At 33.2% G+C, this 18079-nt stretch carries 20 protein-coding genes; 7 read left to right on the top strand and 13 right to left on the bottom strand.

The features are described from left to right. Positions 1–35: 35 nt before the first annotated feature. Both J5U23_RS00620 and J5U23_RS00615 read right to left on the bottom strand, forming a co-directional pair. Entirely contained in the window at positions 36–1022 is a 987-nt protein-coding gene (locus J5U23_RS00620) for an MBL fold metallo-hydrolase (RefSeq protein ID WP_218258989.1), read from the bottom strand. A 31-nt stretch (positions 1023–1053) separates the two neighbouring features. After that, positions 1054–2859, bottom strand: coding sequence for an ATP-dependent DNA ligase (locus J5U23_RS00615; protein WP_218266613.1), 1806 nt, complete (start codon positions 2857–2859; stop codon positions 1054–1056). A gap of 165 nt (positions 2860–3024) precedes the next feature. On the opposite strand from J5U23_RS00615, the gene dcd reads away from it, so the two are divergent. Next, on the top strand, positions 3025–3579 hold the full coding sequence (gene dcd / locus J5U23_RS00610) for a dCTP deaminase (RefSeq protein ID WP_016730934.1): 555 nt from the start codon (positions 3025–3027) through the stop codon (positions 3577–3579). Here dcd and J5U23_RS00605 read toward each other — a convergent pair. The 5 genes from J5U23_RS00605 to J5U23_RS00585 form a co-directional block, all read right to left on the bottom strand. Then, positions 3533–4222 (bottom strand): CopG family transcriptional regulator, encoded by a 690-nt coding sequence (locus J5U23_RS00605; RefSeq protein WP_218258987.1) that lies wholly within the window; start codon positions 4220–4222, stop codon positions 3533–3535. The two genes, dcd and J5U23_RS00605, sit on opposite strands and share 47 nt — an antisense overlap. A gap of 45 nt (positions 4223–4267) precedes the next feature. Beyond that, the gene (gene pdo / locus J5U23_RS00600; RefSeq protein WP_218258986.1) at positions 4268–4969 is read right to left on the bottom strand and encodes a protein disulfide oxidoreductase; all 702 of its coding nucleotides are present in this window, start codon (positions 4967–4969) and stop codon (positions 4268–4270) included. A 192-nt stretch (positions 4970–5161) separates the two neighbouring features. Further along, on the bottom strand, positions 5162–5845 hold the full coding sequence (gene amrA, locus J5U23_RS00595) for an AmmeMemoRadiSam system protein A (RefSeq protein ID WP_218258985.1): 684 nt from the start codon (positions 5843–5845) through the stop codon (positions 5162–5164). Further along, positions 5772–6302 carry a Mut7-C RNAse domain-containing protein gene (locus tag J5U23_RS00590; protein ID WP_218258984.1) on the bottom strand — a complete coding sequence of 177 codons (531 nt, stop codon included), beginning with the start codon at positions 6300–6302 and terminating at the stop codon, positions 5772–5774. Before J5U23_RS00590 ends, amrA begins: the two co-directional genes overlap by 74 nt. Next, entirely contained in the window at positions 6299–6550 is a 252-nt protein-coding gene (locus J5U23_RS00585) for a hypothetical protein (protein WP_218266612.1), read from the bottom strand. Before J5U23_RS00585 ends, J5U23_RS00590 begins: the two co-directional genes overlap by 4 nt. A gap of 11 nt (positions 6551–6561) precedes the next feature. Between J5U23_RS00585 and rqcH the strand changes: the two genes are divergently transcribed. From rqcH to J5U23_RS00570, 3 genes are read left to right on the top strand one after another with little or no spacing between them, the layout of a single operon-like run. After that, positions 6562–8391 (top strand): ribosome rescue protein RqcH, encoded by a 1830-nt coding sequence (gene rqcH / locus J5U23_RS00580; RefSeq protein WP_218266611.1) that lies wholly within the window; start codon positions 6562–6564, stop codon positions 8389–8391. Positions 8392–8410: 19 nt separating this feature from the next. Beyond that, positions 8411–9274, top strand: a complete 864-nt coding sequence (locus tag J5U23_RS00575; protein ID WP_218266610.1) for a serine/threonine-protein kinase RIO2 — start codon at positions 8411–8413, stop codon at positions 9272–9274. Next, on the top strand, positions 9271–11112 hold the full coding sequence (locus J5U23_RS00570) for a DUF460 domain-containing protein (protein WP_218258980.1): 1842 nt from the start codon (positions 9271–9273) through the stop codon (positions 11110–11112). The genes J5U23_RS00575 and J5U23_RS00570 overlap by 4 nt, the downstream gene beginning before the upstream one ends. Here the strand turns inward: J5U23_RS00570 and J5U23_RS00565 are convergent. After that, entirely contained in the window at positions 11086–12300 is a 1215-nt protein-coding gene (locus J5U23_RS00565; RefSeq protein ID WP_218258979.1) for a methionine adenosyltransferase, read from the bottom strand. The two genes, J5U23_RS00570 and J5U23_RS00565, sit on opposite strands and share 27 nt — an antisense overlap. A 35-nt stretch (positions 12301–12335) precedes the next feature. Further along, positions 12336–12599 (bottom strand): U6 snRNA-associated Sm-like protein LSm6, encoded by a 264-nt coding sequence (locus J5U23_RS00560; RefSeq protein ID WP_009990440.1) that lies wholly within the window; start codon positions 12597–12599, stop codon positions 12336–12338. Positions 12600–12705: 106 nt separating this feature from the next. Here J5U23_RS00560 and J5U23_RS00555 point away from each other — a divergent pair, with 106 nt between their 5' ends. Then, the gene (locus J5U23_RS00555) at positions 12706–13005 is read left to right on the top strand and encodes an ArsR/SmtB family transcription factor (RefSeq protein WP_218258978.1); all 300 of its coding nucleotides are present in this window, start codon (positions 12706–12708) and stop codon (positions 13003–13005) included. On the opposite strand, the gene J5U23_RS00550 is transcribed toward J5U23_RS00555, so the two are convergent. Next, entirely contained in the window at positions 12973–14580 is a 1608-nt protein-coding gene (locus J5U23_RS00550; protein ID WP_218258977.1) for a CTP synthase, read from the bottom strand. The genes J5U23_RS00555 and J5U23_RS00550 overlap by 33 nt on opposite strands. Before the next feature lie 90 nt (positions 14581–14670). Here J5U23_RS00550 and J5U23_RS00545 point away from each other — a divergent pair, with 90 nt between their 5' ends. Both J5U23_RS00545 and J5U23_RS00540 read left to right on the top strand, forming a co-directional pair. Beyond that, a complete protein-coding gene (locus J5U23_RS00545; RefSeq protein WP_218266609.1) occupies positions 14671–15348 on the top strand; it encodes an orotidine 5'-phosphate decarboxylase / HUMPS family protein in 678 nt (225 codons plus the stop codon). 22 nt (positions 15349–15370) lie between these two features. Further along, entirely contained in the window at positions 15371–15838 is a 468-nt protein-coding gene (locus J5U23_RS00540) for a DUF1411 domain-containing protein (RefSeq protein WP_012711902.1), read from the top strand. A gap of 11 nt (positions 15839–15849) precedes the next feature. Here the strand turns inward: J5U23_RS00540 and J5U23_RS00535 are convergent, their stop codons facing one another. Genes J5U23_RS00535 through glmM form a run of 3 tightly spaced genes read right to left on the bottom strand, consistent with a single transcriptional unit; the run spans position 15850 to position 18065 of the window. Next, on the bottom strand, positions 15850–16269 hold the full coding sequence (locus J5U23_RS00535) for a DUF2153 domain-containing protein (protein ID WP_153424051.1): 420 nt from the start codon (positions 16267–16269) through the stop codon (positions 15850–15852). Positions 16270–16311: 42 nt separating this feature from the next. Continuing rightward, complete coding sequence (locus J5U23_RS00530; protein WP_218258975.1) at positions 16312–16701, bottom strand: Trm112 family protein; 390 nt, start codon at positions 16699–16701, stop codon at positions 16312–16314. Continuing rightward, positions 16698–18065 carry a phosphoglucosamine mutase gene (glmM, locus tag J5U23_RS00525; protein WP_218266608.1) on the bottom strand — a complete coding sequence of 456 codons (1368 nt, stop codon included), beginning with the start codon at positions 18063–18065 and terminating at the stop codon, positions 16698–16700. Before glmM ends, J5U23_RS00530 begins: the two co-directional genes overlap by 4 nt. Positions 18066–18079: the final 14 nt, after the last annotated feature.

Below are 18079 nucleotides of genomic sequence, written 5' to 3'. Positions count from 1 at the left end.
ATTTGCAATTTAAACCTGAATGGCACTAATTTGATCTACGGCATACTAACCGCTACTTTGCCTAATTTTTTGGAAATGTATTCAGCTAGCTCTTTACCATAGCTTCTCCTTCCGCCATCAGTTATGATATACTTCGCAGAAGTTCTTTCCACGTAATATATGAGATCGTCGAAATCAGCATGGTCGCTAAAGGATACTGTATACGACTTTTCATCAATCTTTTTCACCACATCCTTAAATTCCCACCCACTTAACAAGAAATTAAAATATTTACCATTTCTTCGTTTGAATTCATTATAATGAGAAAAAGAAATATACCAGTCATCACGCATTATTTCTCTAGCCTCACTTTGACTCTCATCAAAAACTTGGCTTATGTTATAGCCGTACTTTATTGCAATATTGGTCATCTTGGAAATTTTGCCACCTACTATAAAAGGAGCGTCAATACCCATTTTTCTCAAGCTAAGCATTATCTCTTGTAATTTCCCATGATAACCGTAGATTCTCACTGGACCATTCATAAGCGCGTCTCTAACGTAATCTGCAAATAGACTCTCCACATCATCTTTAAATGGCCTTCTGAAATCCGGTTTGCCATATGTAGCTTCAATTATTAAAATATCTGGATGGAGTATAGGAGTACCTTTATCTGGATTCTTAAAATCACCAGTATACCCTATTTCTAAACCGTTTTTAAGTGTAATAAGAACTTGCGCAGAACCTATTACATGATCTGACTTCTTTAGTACAATAGTCTCGTCATCAAAAGTCATTTTTATATCGTAATTTAAACCAAACGCCTTTCTTGGTGGTATGGCATAATCTAGATTTAATATATCTAACGTAATGGGTGTTGCAATTATACCATCACAGATGGAAATACTTTTCTCAAGACCCATTATATGATCAGCATGAAAATGCGTCACAACCCTGAATGGACGTTCATAATGTCCATCAATAGTAAATTTTTCACCGATTAAAATAGCCCCATTAGGAAGTATCTTTACAAGATTCTGCACATTAATACCATATGTAGAGCCCCGATATATTTTAAACGCTCTCGTCTACAAGTGGTGATTCGATCTTCTTCTTAGGCTGCTTGTTGTACATTTCAAGTATCTCATCAGTGGTTGTAGCATCTTCTGGACTTTTATCGTCTCTCCATCTTATAAATCGAGGAAATCTTATAGATAAACCAGCATCCTTCTCTACGACGTCTTGACAACAAGTATGTAAAGGAGATATTGTTATCTCCGCTCCAATTATTTCCGCTACATAAACTGGCTCTATCCATATATCTGGTTCCATCTTAGAATTAACTCTAGGATGTTTTATATCCCTCTTTATTTCCATTAACTTCTTCTGTAACTCATCAAGTTGCTCATCTGAGAAGCCACTAGCCACCTTGCAAACAGATTCGAAAGTATCAGTCTTAGGATTGTATGCGGCCATTAATAGTGAGCTTATCTTGCCGCCTCTTTTACCCTTCCCATAGAAACCACCAACAACTACTAAGTCTACTGTATCAGCCATCTCGCTTTGATAATCACGTTTAAGCTTTATCCATAACCAACCCCTAGCACCGGCTTGATATATTGCATCTTTTCCAATTGCCTTCACCATTACTCCCTCTCCACCCTCAGATATTGCTCGATAGAAGAACGATTTAAGATCCTCTACATTATTAACTTGAATATGATGAGCTATTTTTACATAGTCGTTTGGTTTTACAATACTTTCTAACAATTTTCTCCTAACTTCTAATGGCTTTGTAGTATAATCCACATCTTCATAATACATTAAATCAAAGAGAAATACGTTTACTGGGTACTCTTTAATTGCTTCGTAAATATCTGACTTCCTCTTTCTGTGCATTAACTCCTGAAATGCTCTCATCTCACCGCTTTCTGGATCTACAGCCACTATTTCTCCTTCTATAATGAACTCTTTGCCTTCAACGTATTTACTAATATACTCTACTACATCTGGATACTGAGAAGTAATGTTCTCTAATCTTCGCGAAAATATAAAAATTTTGTCACTTTTTTTGTGTATTTGGGCCCTCTCTCCATCGTATTTATAATCGACTAGTGCACTTCCACCTACTTTCTTTAATATTTCTTCAGGGTTTGATAACCTTTCAGCTAGCATCGGTCTAATTGGTATTCCAACTTCAGGTTTTAGAGTCTTTAAGGCTTCAATTCCCTTCTCTACTATAATTTTTGCAATGTTTCCTAGATCCGCCCTAAGATTATAAGCTCTTTCAACTATTTCTGATGCTGATTGCCCCCCGCCAAAAGCTATTGCCATAGCATCTAAAACTGTCGCATCTCCTATACCAACTCTAAGTCGACCTTCAACAAATCTAACTAGGAACTTGGCCTCTAACGGATCTGCCTTTTTTAACAATCCTGCCAGTAATCTTATCTTTAAATCTCTACTACCCTCTCCCGTAGTTAATGCCACCTTAGATAACGTAGAGTAAACTTCATCCACTGTTAAGCTCTCTTTACTTGAAGTACCCAAAAAACCTAAAATTCCTGTACTTTGCTGCTTACTTTTCAACCTTCGAGCTACTTCTCCAAGATCACCTGTTGACTTATAGAGATTTTCTACTGAATTTTCATCTGTGTTCGTAGCTATACTAATTGCTTTTATTAAGAATTTCTCTCCAATTCCAAGCTCTGGATAACCTAGAAAATCGGGCCATAATTTGCCTTGTATAATATAAACTACCTTATCTATAATTGCCTTATCGCTTTTGCTTAAAAGATCAGCCAGTAAAGCTGTAAGCTGGAGCCTTGAAGATATCTTCTCTAATTTATCAAAGTATTCGGCAATAACTTTAAACTCCATAGATTAATTTATATTATCTGCAGTTATTTATAATCATTTCATGGATGATGAATACTCGGCAATTACCGAATTCAGATGAAGAGTCAGAGTTACTCTGAACACCTATGCAATATGAATATAGGAAGGTACTGGTTTTTAACCCTTTATAACTACAATATTTTTAATATGATTCTATCTGATAGGGATTTGAAGTATTATTTAGAGAAAAGCTGGATAAAAATCCAGCCCTTAAGGGAGGATACAGTAAGGGAAAACGGAGTTGACCTAAGAGTAGGTAATGAAATAGCTAGATTCAAAAAAACTGATAAAGTGTTTGATCCAGATAATCCCGATCCTTCATTCTTCCAAACGGAGAAAGGAGAGGAATTTATAATCCAGCCCTACGAACATGTGCTTTTAACAACTGAAGAGTATATAGAGTTGAATAATGATGTTATGGCTTTCGTAAATCTGAGGTCAACGTTCGCTAGATTAGGTCTATTTATCCCACCTACAATAGTTGATGCAGGATTTAAAGGACAAGTTACAATAGAAGTTGTAGGCTCGTCTTTTCCTGTAAAATTAAAGAGAAGTACAAGATTTATCCACCTGATCTTTGCCAGAACGCTTACGCCAGTGGAATACCCATATCAAGGAAAATATCAAGGACAAAAAGGAGTTACATTACCTAGATTTAACTCACAAATTTCCAGCTTTTACTATCAGCATCAAAGTATATAACACTATATTGTCTAAGTTTTTGGAACAACTTGTATTCTTGTTTTGTCAAATATTTTTGAACTTCTATCTCATCTGAAGTAGAAATGCTAGCTATTTTCTTCTTAAATTCCTCATAGAAATTAGAATCTATAGCTATCCTCTCTGGGTCAGTTGTTATTACTATTGCTCCTTGAGTTTCTAATTTATCAAAAAATGCATCTGGGTTATTTAACTTTAATTCAGATTCATATATCACACCTTGGTCTCTTAGTATATCTATTGCAGTCTTCTTATGCTGAGGTTCAGATTTTATGTTAAGAGATTTAGATTCAAAACTCTTTTTTGGTTTTTTATTCATATCTTTCGTAGTGTCCTTACTTTCACCTAATTTTTCCTCTAATATCTCTATTCTTTCCGTTAATATTGCTATTTTTTGCTTAAGTTCATCAATCTGAGAAGTAAAAGGATTGATCATGTCTTGCATCTTTTTTTCTATTCTTGATACAACTTGCGCATTATCTACTTGAGAACCATGAGAATAAGATGAAGTAGAGAAAATAAGTGATTTAACGAAATCGCTTAATAAAACGAAACCTTCTTTTCTAGCTCGTTCTTCTAACTCCTTATACTCCTCCTCTGTTAGCTTTATTGAAATTATCCTCATTACTCTCTACTATACTATTTAATAGATACTGTGATAAAAGAGTTTTTAGCTTATCTTTTGCTTTTCTAAAATTGCATTGATAAAGTTCTCTTCGTATGGTACTCCTATAAATTCTACAGATTCATTTATAGCTATAGATGGTACTGACATTACTTGATATTTCTCAGCAATATCTTGATTTTCATAAGCTTCTACTACATCAGATACAACATTACACTTCCCTGCTCTGCAAGCCTCAAAAGCAACCATGTGTGCCATTAACGCTGCATATGGACAATATGGACAAGATGGTGTGACAACAGTTTCTATCTTTACTTTACCGTTCAGTTTAGATTTTATAGCTTCTACAGTTTCTTGACTTAAACCGCTCTCGCCTTGTGAAAGCCTTACTATAGTCTCAACTAATGCTCTTATTTCCTCACCTAACGGAGCTCCTGTCCATCTAATATATCCATTATAAAATGCCACAGTAGGAACTCTCTCCACATTGAACTCTTCGAAAATCTTTCTGTCATTTTGATTTGCTCTATCCACTATATGAACCTTTAATAAACTACCATTACCATCTTTTGGTGCTGCACTAGCTATAAATTCCAGAAATTTAGTAGTGACACTACAATATTGACAATTGGAGTCTTCACTGTCTACGAATACATAAACATCTACGGGATTTCTCATATCTTTTAATGCGTCTTGTAATGCGTTTTTAACTTCATCACTAAATAGTTCGGCATATTCTTGTTCCATTCTTTAACACCGTATATACAACATCTCACTACTGGCATAAAAAAGTATTTCTGAGCTTTTTATCTAAATCTCGTTGGTCCTACTTTATAATTATTATATTTTTTAAGTATTTATTCAAGAAGAAAGAGTTTTATTTCCGAGGATTATTGTATAAGTCATAATCGAAGTTCCTCTTCTTAGCTTATAATATCCTCAAAAATTATTTAATAATTCGTTTAATTTACATTTAATATCACTTGGTTTTACTACTATAATATCACTTCCATCTGGTCTAGTCTCTCTAAATATTATTCCATGGAATCTTTTAATTCTGACCGAATTATCTAACCAACAATCTGGTTCTAAAGAAGCTTTAATACAAGTTTCTGCCAAGAATGTTTCTTCATCCCAACAATATTCCATGGGAACTTGAGGTAGTAAAAGGCCACTATGGAGAATACCTTTTTCAGCTATTAAACCATCCTCTCCAACTTTTATGATCTTAGGTAAATCCCACCTATCTTTTACCTTTATCTCTTCTGGTTTTGTTAACACTGTAACCTCAATAATAATTTCTGATAATTCATCCTTTTGTAGCGGATTAAATCTTGGATCTGAAAAAGCAGCAGCTTTAGCTGCAGACGCTACTATCTGCTTTAAAGGAGCAACTGCTTCAACATAACCTATGCAACCCCTTAAGGAACTCATGTTATACGTAATTTTCTCCAAAGTTACAAAAGCTAGACCTTTTTTGTCTAAAATGGAATTATTATAGTTACTCAAATCTAACTTGTCTAACTTGAATTCTTCTTTAATGGCTTTTCTAGCTATTTCTATTAGCAACCGTCCTATCTCGTTGTTTAACTCTTGTATCTGTACTAGATCCCCTTGAATCATTTTTAGCTTCCAATTTTATTAGCTCAGAATTAGCTTTAATTATTACCTCTTCAATTGTTTTCCAATGCCTACCTTTCCAATACTCTTTCTTGCATTTAGGGCACGTCCACCTACTTTCTGACAACTTACTCAAAACTGAATTGCACTGAGGACATCTAGTGGCGTTTATATTTACAGATAAATCAATTTTGGATCTAAATGCAATAAAAGCCAAATCTTGTATTATATCGGAATCCGGTGAAAGTAGAATACAATTTAATCCCCTTTTGAGAGAACGGTTATAAATACCTCTATCTCTAGTTACAATAATTCTTTTTTGCGTCTCAGCAATCTTCAGAATCTTCCAATCCTCAAGATCATTACTGTATAATGTATCATAACCCATAATTCTTAGCCATCTTGCAATTTTACCAAGCATACTATCTACAACGAATTTTTGCGTTAGCATGATCCTCATCTCAATGCGAGATTGTAAATTAATAGTAAACTTACAAACCATGAAGAAAGATATATTCCGGTACCTTTGCCAAAGACATTTCTTGCCCTTTTTTCCCTAAATAAGAAAAGTGAAAGCATTGCTGAGAAGACATAAAAGGAGATTATTACTGCAAGTATATAAATCGATGAATAAAATATTGTTGAGATACCTCCGGCTACAATTCCTAAAATGCCTCGCATAATTAATATTTTATCTTCTATTTCCACATGTCTAATGAATGAGCTCTCAGAATATAAAATTACAGAGAAAAAACAGTATGACGTACTTCGATTTAATAGCATGGATTACAGAAAATAGAAAAGCGGTAGAAGGATGTATAATAGATAATGTTTTCTTAGTACAAAATACTGAAGATACATATATTCTGAAATTACATTGTGGTGGAAGAGACCAAGAATTAATTATAGAGCCAGGTAAAAGAATAAACATAACGAAATATAATTATCCAAAAATTTCTTCAACAAAAATAACTGCACTAAGAGGATTAATTAGGGGAGATATAATTACAAATATACATATATTAAACCAAGAAAGGATATTAATTCTAGAACTTAAAAGGGATGAGAAAAAGATAATAGTAGAACTACTACCTAGAGGAGTTTTGGTAATAGTAGATAAAAATGATAAAATATTATTTGCAAATGAATATAAAGAATTCAAAGATAGGCTCATAAGAATAGGGGAAACATATAAACCTCCACCTACGGTCGAACCTAATAAAGAGGAATTAGAAAAGTTAATTAAGAAAGGGAGCATAGCAAAAGCCTTAGGAATCCCACAAGAAGTAGTAAACTATCTTAGTTTGCAAAGCACTACACCAGATATTAACTTGATAAGAGAAAAAATAAAAAACTTGGAGATTTCACTCATTAATGGAGAAATAAAACCATGTCTTATAGAAGATACAACTGTAGTTCCTTTTCCTCTTGATGGGTGCAAGGAATACCAAAGATTCAATGATGCAATAGACGATTATTTCTATACCATATCTCAAAAGGAGTTATCTGAAAAATCCTCCAGAAAAATCTCAGAAGAGAAGCAGAAGATGATAACCACAATTAAACAAATAGAGGATAGTATAAAAGAATATGAAAACAAAGAAAAAAGTTATAGACAATTAGGCAATATTATACTTTCCAAAGCTTACGAAATAGATCAGTTATTATTAGACAATAAACCAAAAAGTAAAAAGATAAAACTTAATCTAGATGGAGTTGAAATTGAATTAGATACTTCACTTTCAGCTACTAAAAACGCGATGAGATTTTTTGACGAAGCTAAGGAATATAAAAGAAAAATTGAAAAGGCTCTTGAAAGTTTAGATGAATTAAAAGAAAAATTAGAGAAAATCGAGAAGCAAGAAATAGAAAAACAAAATGAGATAAAACTGGTACTAAGGAAAAAGGAATGGTATGAAAAATACAGATGGAGCATTTCAAGAAACGGATATTTAATAATTGCAGGAAAAGATGCAAGTCAAAATGAAAGTATAGTTAAAAAATACCTAAGGGATAAGGATATATTTCTCCATGCAGATATCGCAGGTGCTCCAGCGACAATTATCATAGCACAAGAAAATAATACAATCCTTGAAGATGATATCTATGATGCAGCAGTAATTGCTGCAAGTTACTCAAAAGCATGGAAAGTAGGTTTAGCCTCTGTTGATGTATTCTGGGTTCTAGGTAATCAAGTCTCTAAATCGCCACCAAGTGGAGAATATCTGAATAAAGGTTCATTCATGATTTATGGAAAAAAGAATTTCGTAAAGAACGTTAAACTACAATTGGCAATAGGCCTTATACTAAGTGAAAACAGTGTATCAGTGATAGTGGGAAGCGAAGAAACCGTTTCAGCTAAGACTAAATACTATGCTATCATAGCTCCAGGTGATGACGATAAAGAGAGAATAGCCCAAAAGATTATAAAAATATTTAGTAGTGCTTTACCAGACATAAAAGGGCTAAATGCATTAAAAACAGATATTGAAGATAAAATTCCAGGTAAGAGTAAGATAGTTAAGACAAGTATAACATATAATAGTTAAAAACTAATATAAAATAGGAATGAGACTTTCACTGGCGGAGAAAGCATCACTAGTGGGGCCCTTTGATTATATATTGTTAAAAACAATATATAGTCTTAGAGATAAAAACGAATTTGTTAGTTTTAATTCCTTAAAAAGAAAATTAGATATTAAAGACGATAAAGAACTTAAAATATCCTTAATGAAATTATCTGAGCTTAGGCTTATTTTCAAAAATCCAACAGACTTATCTTTTAGGTTAACCTTTTCTGGCTTAGATATTTTGGGAATAAAACTGTTATTTGTGAATAAAATCTTGAATAGATTAGCAGAGATAGTAGGAATTGGAAAAGAAAGCGTAGTATATTATGGGTATGATTTTAATGATAATAAAATAATAGTTAAGTTTCATCGAGTTGGTACGGATAGTTATAAGAAAGTTAAGTTTAGAAAAAGCTTGGAAAAGAAAAGTTGGCTTTCAATTACCGTGGAAAATGCTAAAAGGGAGTATGAAGCTCTTACATGTTTAAGTAATGAAGGGGGCTATGTTCCTAAGCCATTAGGAGTAGAGTATAACGCAGTGGCAATGGAATATATCGATGGAATAGAGCTTTACAAAGTACCTGTTAATAATCTAGATCTAAACTTAGATGAGATCCTTGAAAAGATTTTACAAACCATGAGGATAGCCTACACTATTTGTAACATAACACATGGAGATCTAAGCCCGTATAATGTACTTATAGACAAAAATGGAAATCCGTATCTTATTGATTGGCCACAAGCAACAAAATCTGAGGAAAGATTAGAAAAAGATCTATCAAATCTTATAATGTTTTTTAGAAAATATGGAATAGATATAGATATCCGTAAGATTTTCGATTATGTAAGAGGGGTATCATGAAGATTATGGGAATTGATATAGAGGCGATGGAAAGCCCTTCCTCTAAGTCACAGCCACTATACTCAGTTATTATTATTGACGAGAACGAGAAAATAGTCTATAAAGCAGAAAACGTAAGTTTAAGTAGAGTTATTAGATTATGTTGGGAATACAACGTTGATATATTAGCGACTGACAATATTTACGAATTAGGAGAAAGTGATAAAGAGATCATTAATATCGTGAAACTATTACCCCAAAATACTAACATCGTTCAAGTCACATATCATAATGGAGAATTTAAACAAATAAAGGAATTAGCTAGGGAAATAGGGTACGAAGTACAAGGAAAATTATCACCACAAAAAACTGCATATTTAGATGCGTTATTAGTTTTAAAAGGATATGGAACTAGTATAAAAATTGAAGAAAAACGTACTAAAATAGTAGTGTCAAGGGGAAGAGCATTAGGCCCAGGAGGAATGAGTCAAAATAGATATAAAAGATATATTAGAGGAACCCTTCTTCGAGTAGCTAAGGAGATAAAGGAAAAACTTGACATGAAAGGATTTGATTACGATATGATAGTGAGGAGGTCCAGAGCTGGAATTGAGGGAGCAGTATTCATAGTTTATACTCCTAGAGAAAGACTCTATGGAATTATAAGAAAAATGAAAGGCCATGACGTAGTAGTAGATATTAAGCCAATATATAAAAATAAGATTGAATTTAAGGATAAAAGAACTGAAAGAAGATTAATTGTTGGAATAGATCCTGGTACAGAAGTTGGCCTATCAATAATTGATATTTATGGCAGACCAATTCTATTAATATCAAGAAGAAACATCGATAGAGATGAAATCGTCTCCTTAATCTCTAAAGAGGGAAAAGCAATAATAGTAGCGACTGATGTCAATCCATTGCCAGACACTGTAAAAAAGATCGCTAGTAAATTTAACGCTAAAATATTTATCCCGGAAAAAAGTCTAAGCATAGATGAAAAACAAAGACTTATTGACGAGTACTCTAAGCTACATAAGCTAAAAATAGATAATCCCCATATTAGAGACTCATTAGCTGCTGCTTTAAAGGCATATAATGAGATAGAAAGCAAATTAAGGCAAATTGAGAGTTTCATCAGTAGATTAGATATTGATGTAATAGACGAAAATCGTATTTATGATTGCGTAATATTTGGTACTACGGTATCTGAATGTGTAGAAAAGGAAATTGAAAAAATTATCAGAAAAGATGATAATAATAAAATAGAGGAGAAACAAAAGGAAAAAGATACTACTCAAAATGTAAATAAATTAACTAAATTAGAAGAGGAAAATAAAAGGCTAAAGTCGGAACTAATGCATTATAAGAGGATAATTTATAATCTCATTAATGAAAGGGATTCATTAATAAGGAAGATTGACGACATTAAACTGCATATTAATAAAGAAGTGGAGAGGGACAGGAAGATTTACGAGCTAAATCTAAACCTACAGAATGCATACAAGGTGATAAATGAACTTGAGAATAAATTACGTTATGACGAGAAACAAATTGAGAAACTAAAGGAAGTGCTATATAATCTATTAAATGGAAAAGTAATAGTCGTTAAGAGGAATAGTAAAGTTAATGGTATAACCTTTGATGGAAATAACATTTACATTGGGGAGGAAAAAGTTAACAATGAGATAGCAGAATATGTAGATAAGGAGATTATAATATTAGATAAACAAGTCTTGAATGATCTGGAAGTATTACGGAAAGAACTACAAATAGAAAGATCTAAGGATATTGATATAAAAAGAATAATTGATGAATATAGAAATAAAAGGTTAAAAGAGAGTAGCTTTTCCTTCTAATATTAGTTCAGTTAACTTATTAAATGAACTTAACATTTCGTCTACAATTCCGCTTATTTCATTTTTAGTCTCGTCATTAAGTTTTCCGTCATAAGTAATTACATCAACATTAGCTATTAAAGGATCGTCTATTGGTCTTCCTATTTGTCCAAGAACTTGAACTTGCGAGAATTTCACATCCTTTACTTCTTGAGCTATTTTATTAGCTATAAGATTAGCTAAAACGTTATACAATTTACCAACATGATTAACGGGATTCTTTCCAGCAGTAGCTTCTAATGACATAGGCCTCATTGGTGTTATTAACCCAACACCTCTATTTCCTCTCCCTGTCATTCCGTCGTCCCCATGTTCAGCAGAAGTACCAGTCACTGTTAAATAAAGTATATTCTTATCTATCTTATCCCCAGTGTTAACATAAATTCTTACATCATAGTCTGGTGCTATCTTTGATGCTAGATCTAGGATTTCGTTCTTTACTTGTTCTTTTACATTAATATAATGATTAACGTCTTCTATTAGTTCACTAATTGTTGCCATTGCTATCGTAAGGTCAACCTCATTCCCTCTCCTTAACCCCATGACCTTTATGTCCTCTCCTACCTCAGGTAATTTTGCTTTGAATTGTTTTGAGTTCAAATGTCTCTCCGTTTCATAGACTAGTTTTTCTAACTTAGTGAATGGAGCGAAACCTACTCCAAAACTCGTATCATTGGATAGCGGAACTCTCTTGCCAGCTTCAAATATGCCTACTAAATCAGTTGACCCTTTACCTATCTTATAGTCAACTATGAGGTGTTTTTCTGCATCAAGATATCTAAAGTTATTTCTTATCCACTCTTTTACGCTTTCTATAATGATAGTACCTACAGGTATTTGCTCTATTCCACTTTCCGTTTTTACCTCTGTTGTAGCTCTGCCTGCTACTATAATATATATTGGCTGTATTACATCCCCACCTTTAAAACGAGGCGTAGCTTGCCCTCCAACTACTAATGTTTTATCTAAATTATGATGTAAAATCACACCATATCTTTTGAGATAATACAATGAAAGCTTTCTGCTAGCCTCTTCAGCAACTGCATCTGCAATATAATCTGGATGTCCTAGTCCTTTTCTCTCTACTAATTCTACTTGAAGTTTCTCTATATCTGAGAGGGGATTTAACTGGACATTTATGTTTCTCATTATAGGTTCCTCAAACAAATATACTAATTTAAATCTTATTTCTCACTATTCATAACTGTCTCATAGTCAACACTAATGAATAATATATTGCTACCTCTTATAAGTACCCTACCATATTTTGCTACTGGTTCAGAAGTACCTTCTCTAATTTCAGTACAATCTCTTAATACTAAATTCATAGTTCCGTCAGTTTGTTCTAGTTTTCCAATGTACTCTGAGCCGTCCTTAAGTTTTACCAGCACGATCCTATTTATTGCCGTTCTTAAACTCTTCAACGGATTTTCTACTTTTGCTTGCACAATATCATCCCTCTATTTTCTAATTTAAATTTTATCTTGTAAGCTTTAACTTGCTGGCATATATGCATTATTGTTTATTAGAGTTAGCAATTAGAAGCTAATATTTATGGAGCTAGTAATCGATGATCCAGAGAAAATCTACGAAATTTCTAAGGCGTTATCTACAATGACTAGAATAAATATACTGCAACTGGTTTCAATAATGCCAATGAGCATATCAGAGCTCACTGAAAAACTTAATATGAGTAAGGGAAACATAAGCTCACATATTTCTGAACTTGAAAATCTAGGTTTGGTTGAAGTCGAGTATCAGAATGGAATAAAAGGAATAAAAAAGATTATAAAAGCCAAATATGATAAAATTATAATAGTTTTAAAGAGTAGCAACAGCCCTAATGAAGCCTAGATATATAGGAGATGGATTTGTTGGTCTGCTCTTAAATTCTGGATGAGCTTGAGTTGCTACAAAGAACTTATTAGAAGGTAACTCTATAATTTCAACCAAACCATTTTCACTAATACCAGAAACTACTAATCCTGCATCTTCTAGTAAATCAACATATTTAGGATTTACTTCATATCTATGTCTATGCCTTTCATATACAACCTTTTTACCATATAACTGATAGGCAATTGTCCCTTCTTTTATTATAATCTTCTGGGCTCCTAGCCTCATAGTCCCTCCAAGTTGAGTTACATTTTTTTGCTCGTCTAGTAAAGTAATAACTGGATCCTTAGTATTTGGATTAATTTCAGTAGAATTAGCATCACTAAGACCTAAAACATCCCTAGCGAATTCTACAATAGATAGTTGAAAACCAAAGCATATACCCAAGAACGGTATATTACGTTCTCTAGCGTACTTTATAGCCTTAATCTTACCTTCAGCTCCTCTACTTCCAAATCCAGGTAAAACTATGATTCCATTTACATTCCCTAATACCTCATCTAAATTCTTGGAATCCTTTTCCAAATCAGTCGATTCTATCCATATAAGATTAGGCCTTACTCCTAAGTAAGCTGAAGCATGATAAATCGCTTCCTTGATACTTATGTAACTATCCTTTAGCTTTGTGTACTTTCCAACTAGTGCAATATTAATGGTCTTTTTACTATTTATTCCTTTTATGTTATTAACGAAGCTTATCCAATCTGTCAAATCTACTTGCCTATCCTCTAATTTAAGCCTAGTAAGTATCTTAGAAACTAATTTCTGGTTTTCTAGGATAATGGGTACCTCGTAGGATGTTTCTACATCATAGCTAGAGACTATATGATCTACCTTAACGTTAGTGAACAGAGCAATTTTGCGCCTAGTTTCATCATCTAAGGCTAATGTAGCTCGGCCAACAATAAAATCTGGTTGTATTCCAATTCTTCTTAATTCTTGCACACTATGCTGCAATGGTTTAGTTTTCAGTTCTCCAGTTACAGATAAATATTCTACTAAAGCTATATGCACAAAAACAACATTATCTTCGCCTTCTTCTAGTTTGAGTTGTCTAGCTGCTTCTAGAAATGGTAAACTTTCTATGTCACCTACAGTCCCACCTATTTCCACTAAGGTAATCTCGGCGTTATTTATCTTACTTGCATATCTTATCATATCCTTTATCTGATCAGTAACGTGTGGGATAATTTGCACGGTTTGACCTAGATATTTGCCTTCTCTTTCCTTCTTTATAACCTCAAAATATACCTTACCTGCTGTTATATTATTATACTTTGTCATATTAATATCCATAAATCTCTCATAATGACCTAAATCTAAATCTGTCTCTGCACCATCCTCAGTTACAAATACTTCACCATGCATATAAGGATTCATTGTACCCGCATCAACATTAATATATGGATCTACTTTTACTGCAGTTACATTATATCCTCTTCTTTTAAGTAGCATACCAATAGAGGCAACTAACGTACCTTTACCAACACTTGATAAAACTCCACCTGTAACGATTATGTACTTGTTGGACACTAATATCCACAGTAATTTGCATTCACTGCTATAAAATAAAAAGTCACTGTCAATTACTTTAAGTACTTTTAAAGCACATATTTACCTTAAATGAGAGAGGTACTACTTGAAAAACTTCGTACTGAAAAATTTTTACAAATAGCTCTAGATTTTATAGATATCAATGACGCAATAAAAGTAGTTAATGAAGTTAAAGATCTAGAAAATGAAATCATTGAAATAGGAACACCATTACTAAAATCATTCGGGATAGAAGGAATAAGAAAAATAAAATCAATAGTTCCAGATAAAATAATTGTGGCTGATACTAAAACTGCAGATGCAGGAGACGTTGAAGTTGAAATAGCTAAACTAGGCGGAGCTAACATAATGACAGTTTTAGGAATAATGGACAATTCAACTATTCATTCAGCGGTAAAAAAGGCTAGAGAATTAGATATACTAGTCCAGGCTGATTTAATCAACGTTAAAAACGTATATGAAAGAGCAAAAGAACTTAAGCAATTAGGAGTAGATATTATAGGTTTCCATGTAGGTTTGGATGTACAAAAGAGTAGAGGCATAAGTGTAGCAGATTTAAAGAGTGAAATCAGAAAGGTATCTGAGCTAGACTTATTAATATCAATAGCTGGAGGCTTAAATAAAGATAGAATTTTAGAACTCATAGATCTACCGGTAAGCATATATGTAGTAGGAGGAGCGATAACTCGAAGTAAGGAACCTAAGAACGTCTCTAAAGAGATAGTTAACATATTAAAGGGGAGATAATAAGTATATATGGGGTTTAAATTTGTCACAACCGGGACAACAAAAGTCTAAAGACGTAAAGATGGTATCTAAACAAGTTATAAGTACCAATATAATAAATGAGGATAAGAGAAAATTACAGCTATTATATATAATAAGACAAATAGGTAAATTGACTGAAAAATCTATAATAATGTTGCTATATGAATTGAAGCAGAAAGGTGTTGATTTAGGATATCAATTCAATGTAATAGGAAACAATGTATTTAGTTTAATGGCAAAAGAGGATTTAACTTCGCTCTTATATCTAGGGCTAATAGAAAATGATCCAGTATCTAAGAAAATAGGTATCTCGAACAATGGTATAGAGATATTAGACAAAACTCAAATAGAAGAGGACTTCAAAAATAAAGTAGCTCAAGCTCTAAACGAAATAAAAACAAAAATACTCGCATATGATGAGGAGTATAACCTAAAGATAAAAAATGAGATGAAATTAAGAAGGAGATAATTAACAAATTTTTAAATCGTAGATAATGGACCTCTTCTTTCTCTTTCTGGATGTTCTTCAGTTACTGGTCTAGTCCATATTAATGGATCCAATTTGCCTTCTTTGCTCATTTTCGAGATCATTTCTCTAAATTGACTTGTATGTCTAATATCTAACTCTAATAATCTCTGAAGCAACTCCCAACTAGTATTCTTTACATCCTCTAACATTTCTCTAGGCATATGTTTTATAACCATTGGATCTTGTAACCATTGATCAAAGGCCTTTAACGTTCTCATCATATGCTGAAATGCAGTTCTAGACGCTAATATCAAGTCTAATCTATCCATATCCTCAGTTTTCTCCTTTTTCTCCATATCTTTTAAAGTACTCAATAAATTCTTCTGCAATTTTATCCATTCATCTAAATTTCCTATAAATGAACTTTCCATTACTTACACCATATTATACACTCATCAAACAAATTAATAAGCTCATTTTAAACGAAAAGGAACACCGCTACTTAGTATGGTCTTCGGAATCTTGTCTTTATGTTTCTCCAAAAATTTGATATCCTCTTCTTCTTTTCTCAGTTTATCTGGTAACATTCTTGGAATTTCATCAATTATTGGATACCATCTATTACAAGATTCACAATAAAGCACCCCTTCTACTATTTCGTTTCTAATACACTCCTCACAAGGAGGCAGAGAGTTTAAATCCTTAATAAATGCGGATTTATATGCACAATATAATTCGCACAACGGTTTTTTATCTTCTTGACTTAATTTTCTGTCTATTTCCTTTTCTGAGAAAACAAAAAGTTTTAATGGAAAATGTTTGCACATAGGGCACGCGAGTAAATCCATTAACCTATATTTCATGCTAACTCACTCACCAACTTTTCTAACTCTTTAGCTAATTCTTTGGATTTATTCTCATCTTTTGCCTCAACTAGTATTCTTATTATTGGCTCTGTACCACTCTTCCTAACTAGGAGCCAGAAATCGTTTCCAATAATCTTAACACCATCTATTGTAACTATATTCCCGTACTTTCCGTACTTATCTATTATTTCGTCATAAATCTTCTCTATATTACTCTTTTCCGTAATTCTTACTTTTGTTTTCACTAAATAATAAACAGGAAGTCTATTAAATAGTTCAGCAGAGTTTTCATTCTCGGATGCCATCATTTCCAGCATTAAAGCGAATGACATTGCACCATCTCTTACTGCTTGATGAGGAGGATACATAAATCCACCATTTTCCTCAAATCCCGCTACTCCTTTTTCCTTAAATAGCATATGTGCGATGTCTACACTACCTACCTTAGTCCACCTAACCTGTATATTGTACTGTTTTAGATATTCTTCAACTAAGCTAGAGCTAGAAACTGCAGTAAATATACGCTTAGGCAGATTTGGAGCTTTTATCGAAGCCCAGTATGACAATAAAGTACCGCTTCTATCGCCCCATTGAACTCTCCCTATGGAGTCTATGAAAATTGCCCTATCCGCGTCACCATCATGAGCTACTGCCAAATCTACGCCTAACTGTTTAGCAACTTTTGCAGTCTCACTAAGACTCTCAAATGTGGGTTCGGGTGTTCTAGCTGAAAATAGAGGATCTAAATTCCCATTGATAGTAAAAACTTTGCATCCCAATTCCCTTGCTACAATTGGAGTTACTAATGTACCTACACTATTTGCAGGATCTATGAGGACCTTATACTTTTTGCTCCTAATTTTATCAGTATCAACTTGAGAGAGTATCCCATGTACGTAAGTTTCAATAACTTTGTCTTCTCTTTTCACATCATTTACTAAACCATTCCATTCTACTACATGAAATTTATTATTAAAGTATATATCTTCTATTTTATCCTCGTCTTCCCTAGATATCTCAATGCCATGTGGAGAAAGGACTTTGATACCATTATATTCAGCTGGATTATGACTAGCGGTTATTATAATACCACCGTCATATCCTAAAGTTTTCACACCGTACTGGAATGCTGGAGTAGGAGCCATCCCCGCTTCATAGACCAATACGCCACTACTCAATAGTCCACTCTCAACGGCTCTAAGTAACATATCTCCTCCGGCTCTTACATCCCTGCCTATTAGAATTCTAGCACCTTTACCGAAATATGTTCCTACGGCTTTTCCTATCTTTAACGCAAATTCTGGTTGCAATTCAGTATTAGCAATTCCTCTTATTCCATCAGTTCCAAATAACTTACCCATATACTACTATAAAG

This window comes from Saccharolobus shibatae B12, assembly GCF_019175345.1.
Classification (GTDB): Archaea; Thermoproteota; Thermoprotei_A; order Sulfolobales; family Sulfolobaceae; genus Saccharolobus; species Saccharolobus shibatae.
The sequence above is the reverse complement of the archived record's forward strand: the minus strand, read 5'-3'. Positions and strand labels throughout refer to the sequence as shown.

Coding starts and splice junctions, on each gene's coding strand:
- J5U23_RS00615 (WP_218266613.1), bottom strand. CDS start 2,859: ATGGAGTTTAAAGTTATTGCCGAATACTTTGATAAATTAGAGAAGATA.
- dcd (WP_016730934.1), top strand. CDS start 3,025: ATGATTCTATCTGATAGGGATTTGAAGTATTATTTAGAGAAAAGCTGG.
- J5U23_RS00605 (WP_218258987.1), bottom strand. CDS start 4,222: ATGAGGATAATTTCAATAAAGCTAACAGAGGAGGAGTATAAGGAGTTA.
- pdo (WP_218258986.1), bottom strand. CDS start 4,969: ATGGAACAAGAATATGCCGAACTATTTAGTGATGAAGTTAAAAACGCA.
- amrA (WP_218258985.1), bottom strand. CDS start 5,845: ATGATTCAAGGGGATCTAGTACAGATACAAGAGTTAAACAACGAGATA.
- J5U23_RS00590 (WP_218258984.1), bottom strand. CDS start 6,302: ATGAGGATCATGCTAACGCAAAAATTCGTTGTAGATAGTATGCTTGGT.
- rqcH (WP_218266611.1), top strand. CDS start 6,562: ATGAGCTCTCAGAATATAAAATTACAGAGAAAAAACAGTATGACGTAC.
- J5U23_RS00575 (WP_218266610.1), top strand. CDS start 8,411: ATGAGACTTTCACTGGCGGAGAAAGCATCACTAGTGGGGCCCTTTGAT.
- J5U23_RS00570 (WP_218258980.1), top strand. CDS start 9,271: ATGAAGATTATGGGAATTGATATAGAGGCGATGGAAAGCCCTTCCTCT.
- J5U23_RS00565 (WP_218258979.1), bottom strand. CDS start 12,300: ATGAGAAACATAAATGTCCAGTTAAATCCCCTCTCAGATATAGAGAAA.
- J5U23_RS00555 (WP_218258978.1), top strand. CDS start 12,706: ATGGAGCTAGTAATCGATGATCCAGAGAAAATCTACGAAATTTCTAAG.
- J5U23_RS00545 (WP_218266609.1), top strand. CDS start 14,671: ATGAGAGAGGTACTACTTGAAAAACTTCGTACTGAAAAATTTTTACAA.
- J5U23_RS00535 (WP_153424051.1), bottom strand. CDS start 16,269: ATGGAAAGTTCATTTATAGGAAATTTAGATGAATGGATAAAATTGCAG.
- J5U23_RS00530 (WP_218258975.1), bottom strand. CDS start 16,701: ATGAAATATAGGTTAATGGATTTACTCGCGTGCCCTATGTGCAAACAT.
- glmM (WP_218266608.1), bottom strand. CDS start 18,065: ATGGGTAAGTTATTTGGAACTGATGGAATAAGAGGAATTGCTAATACT.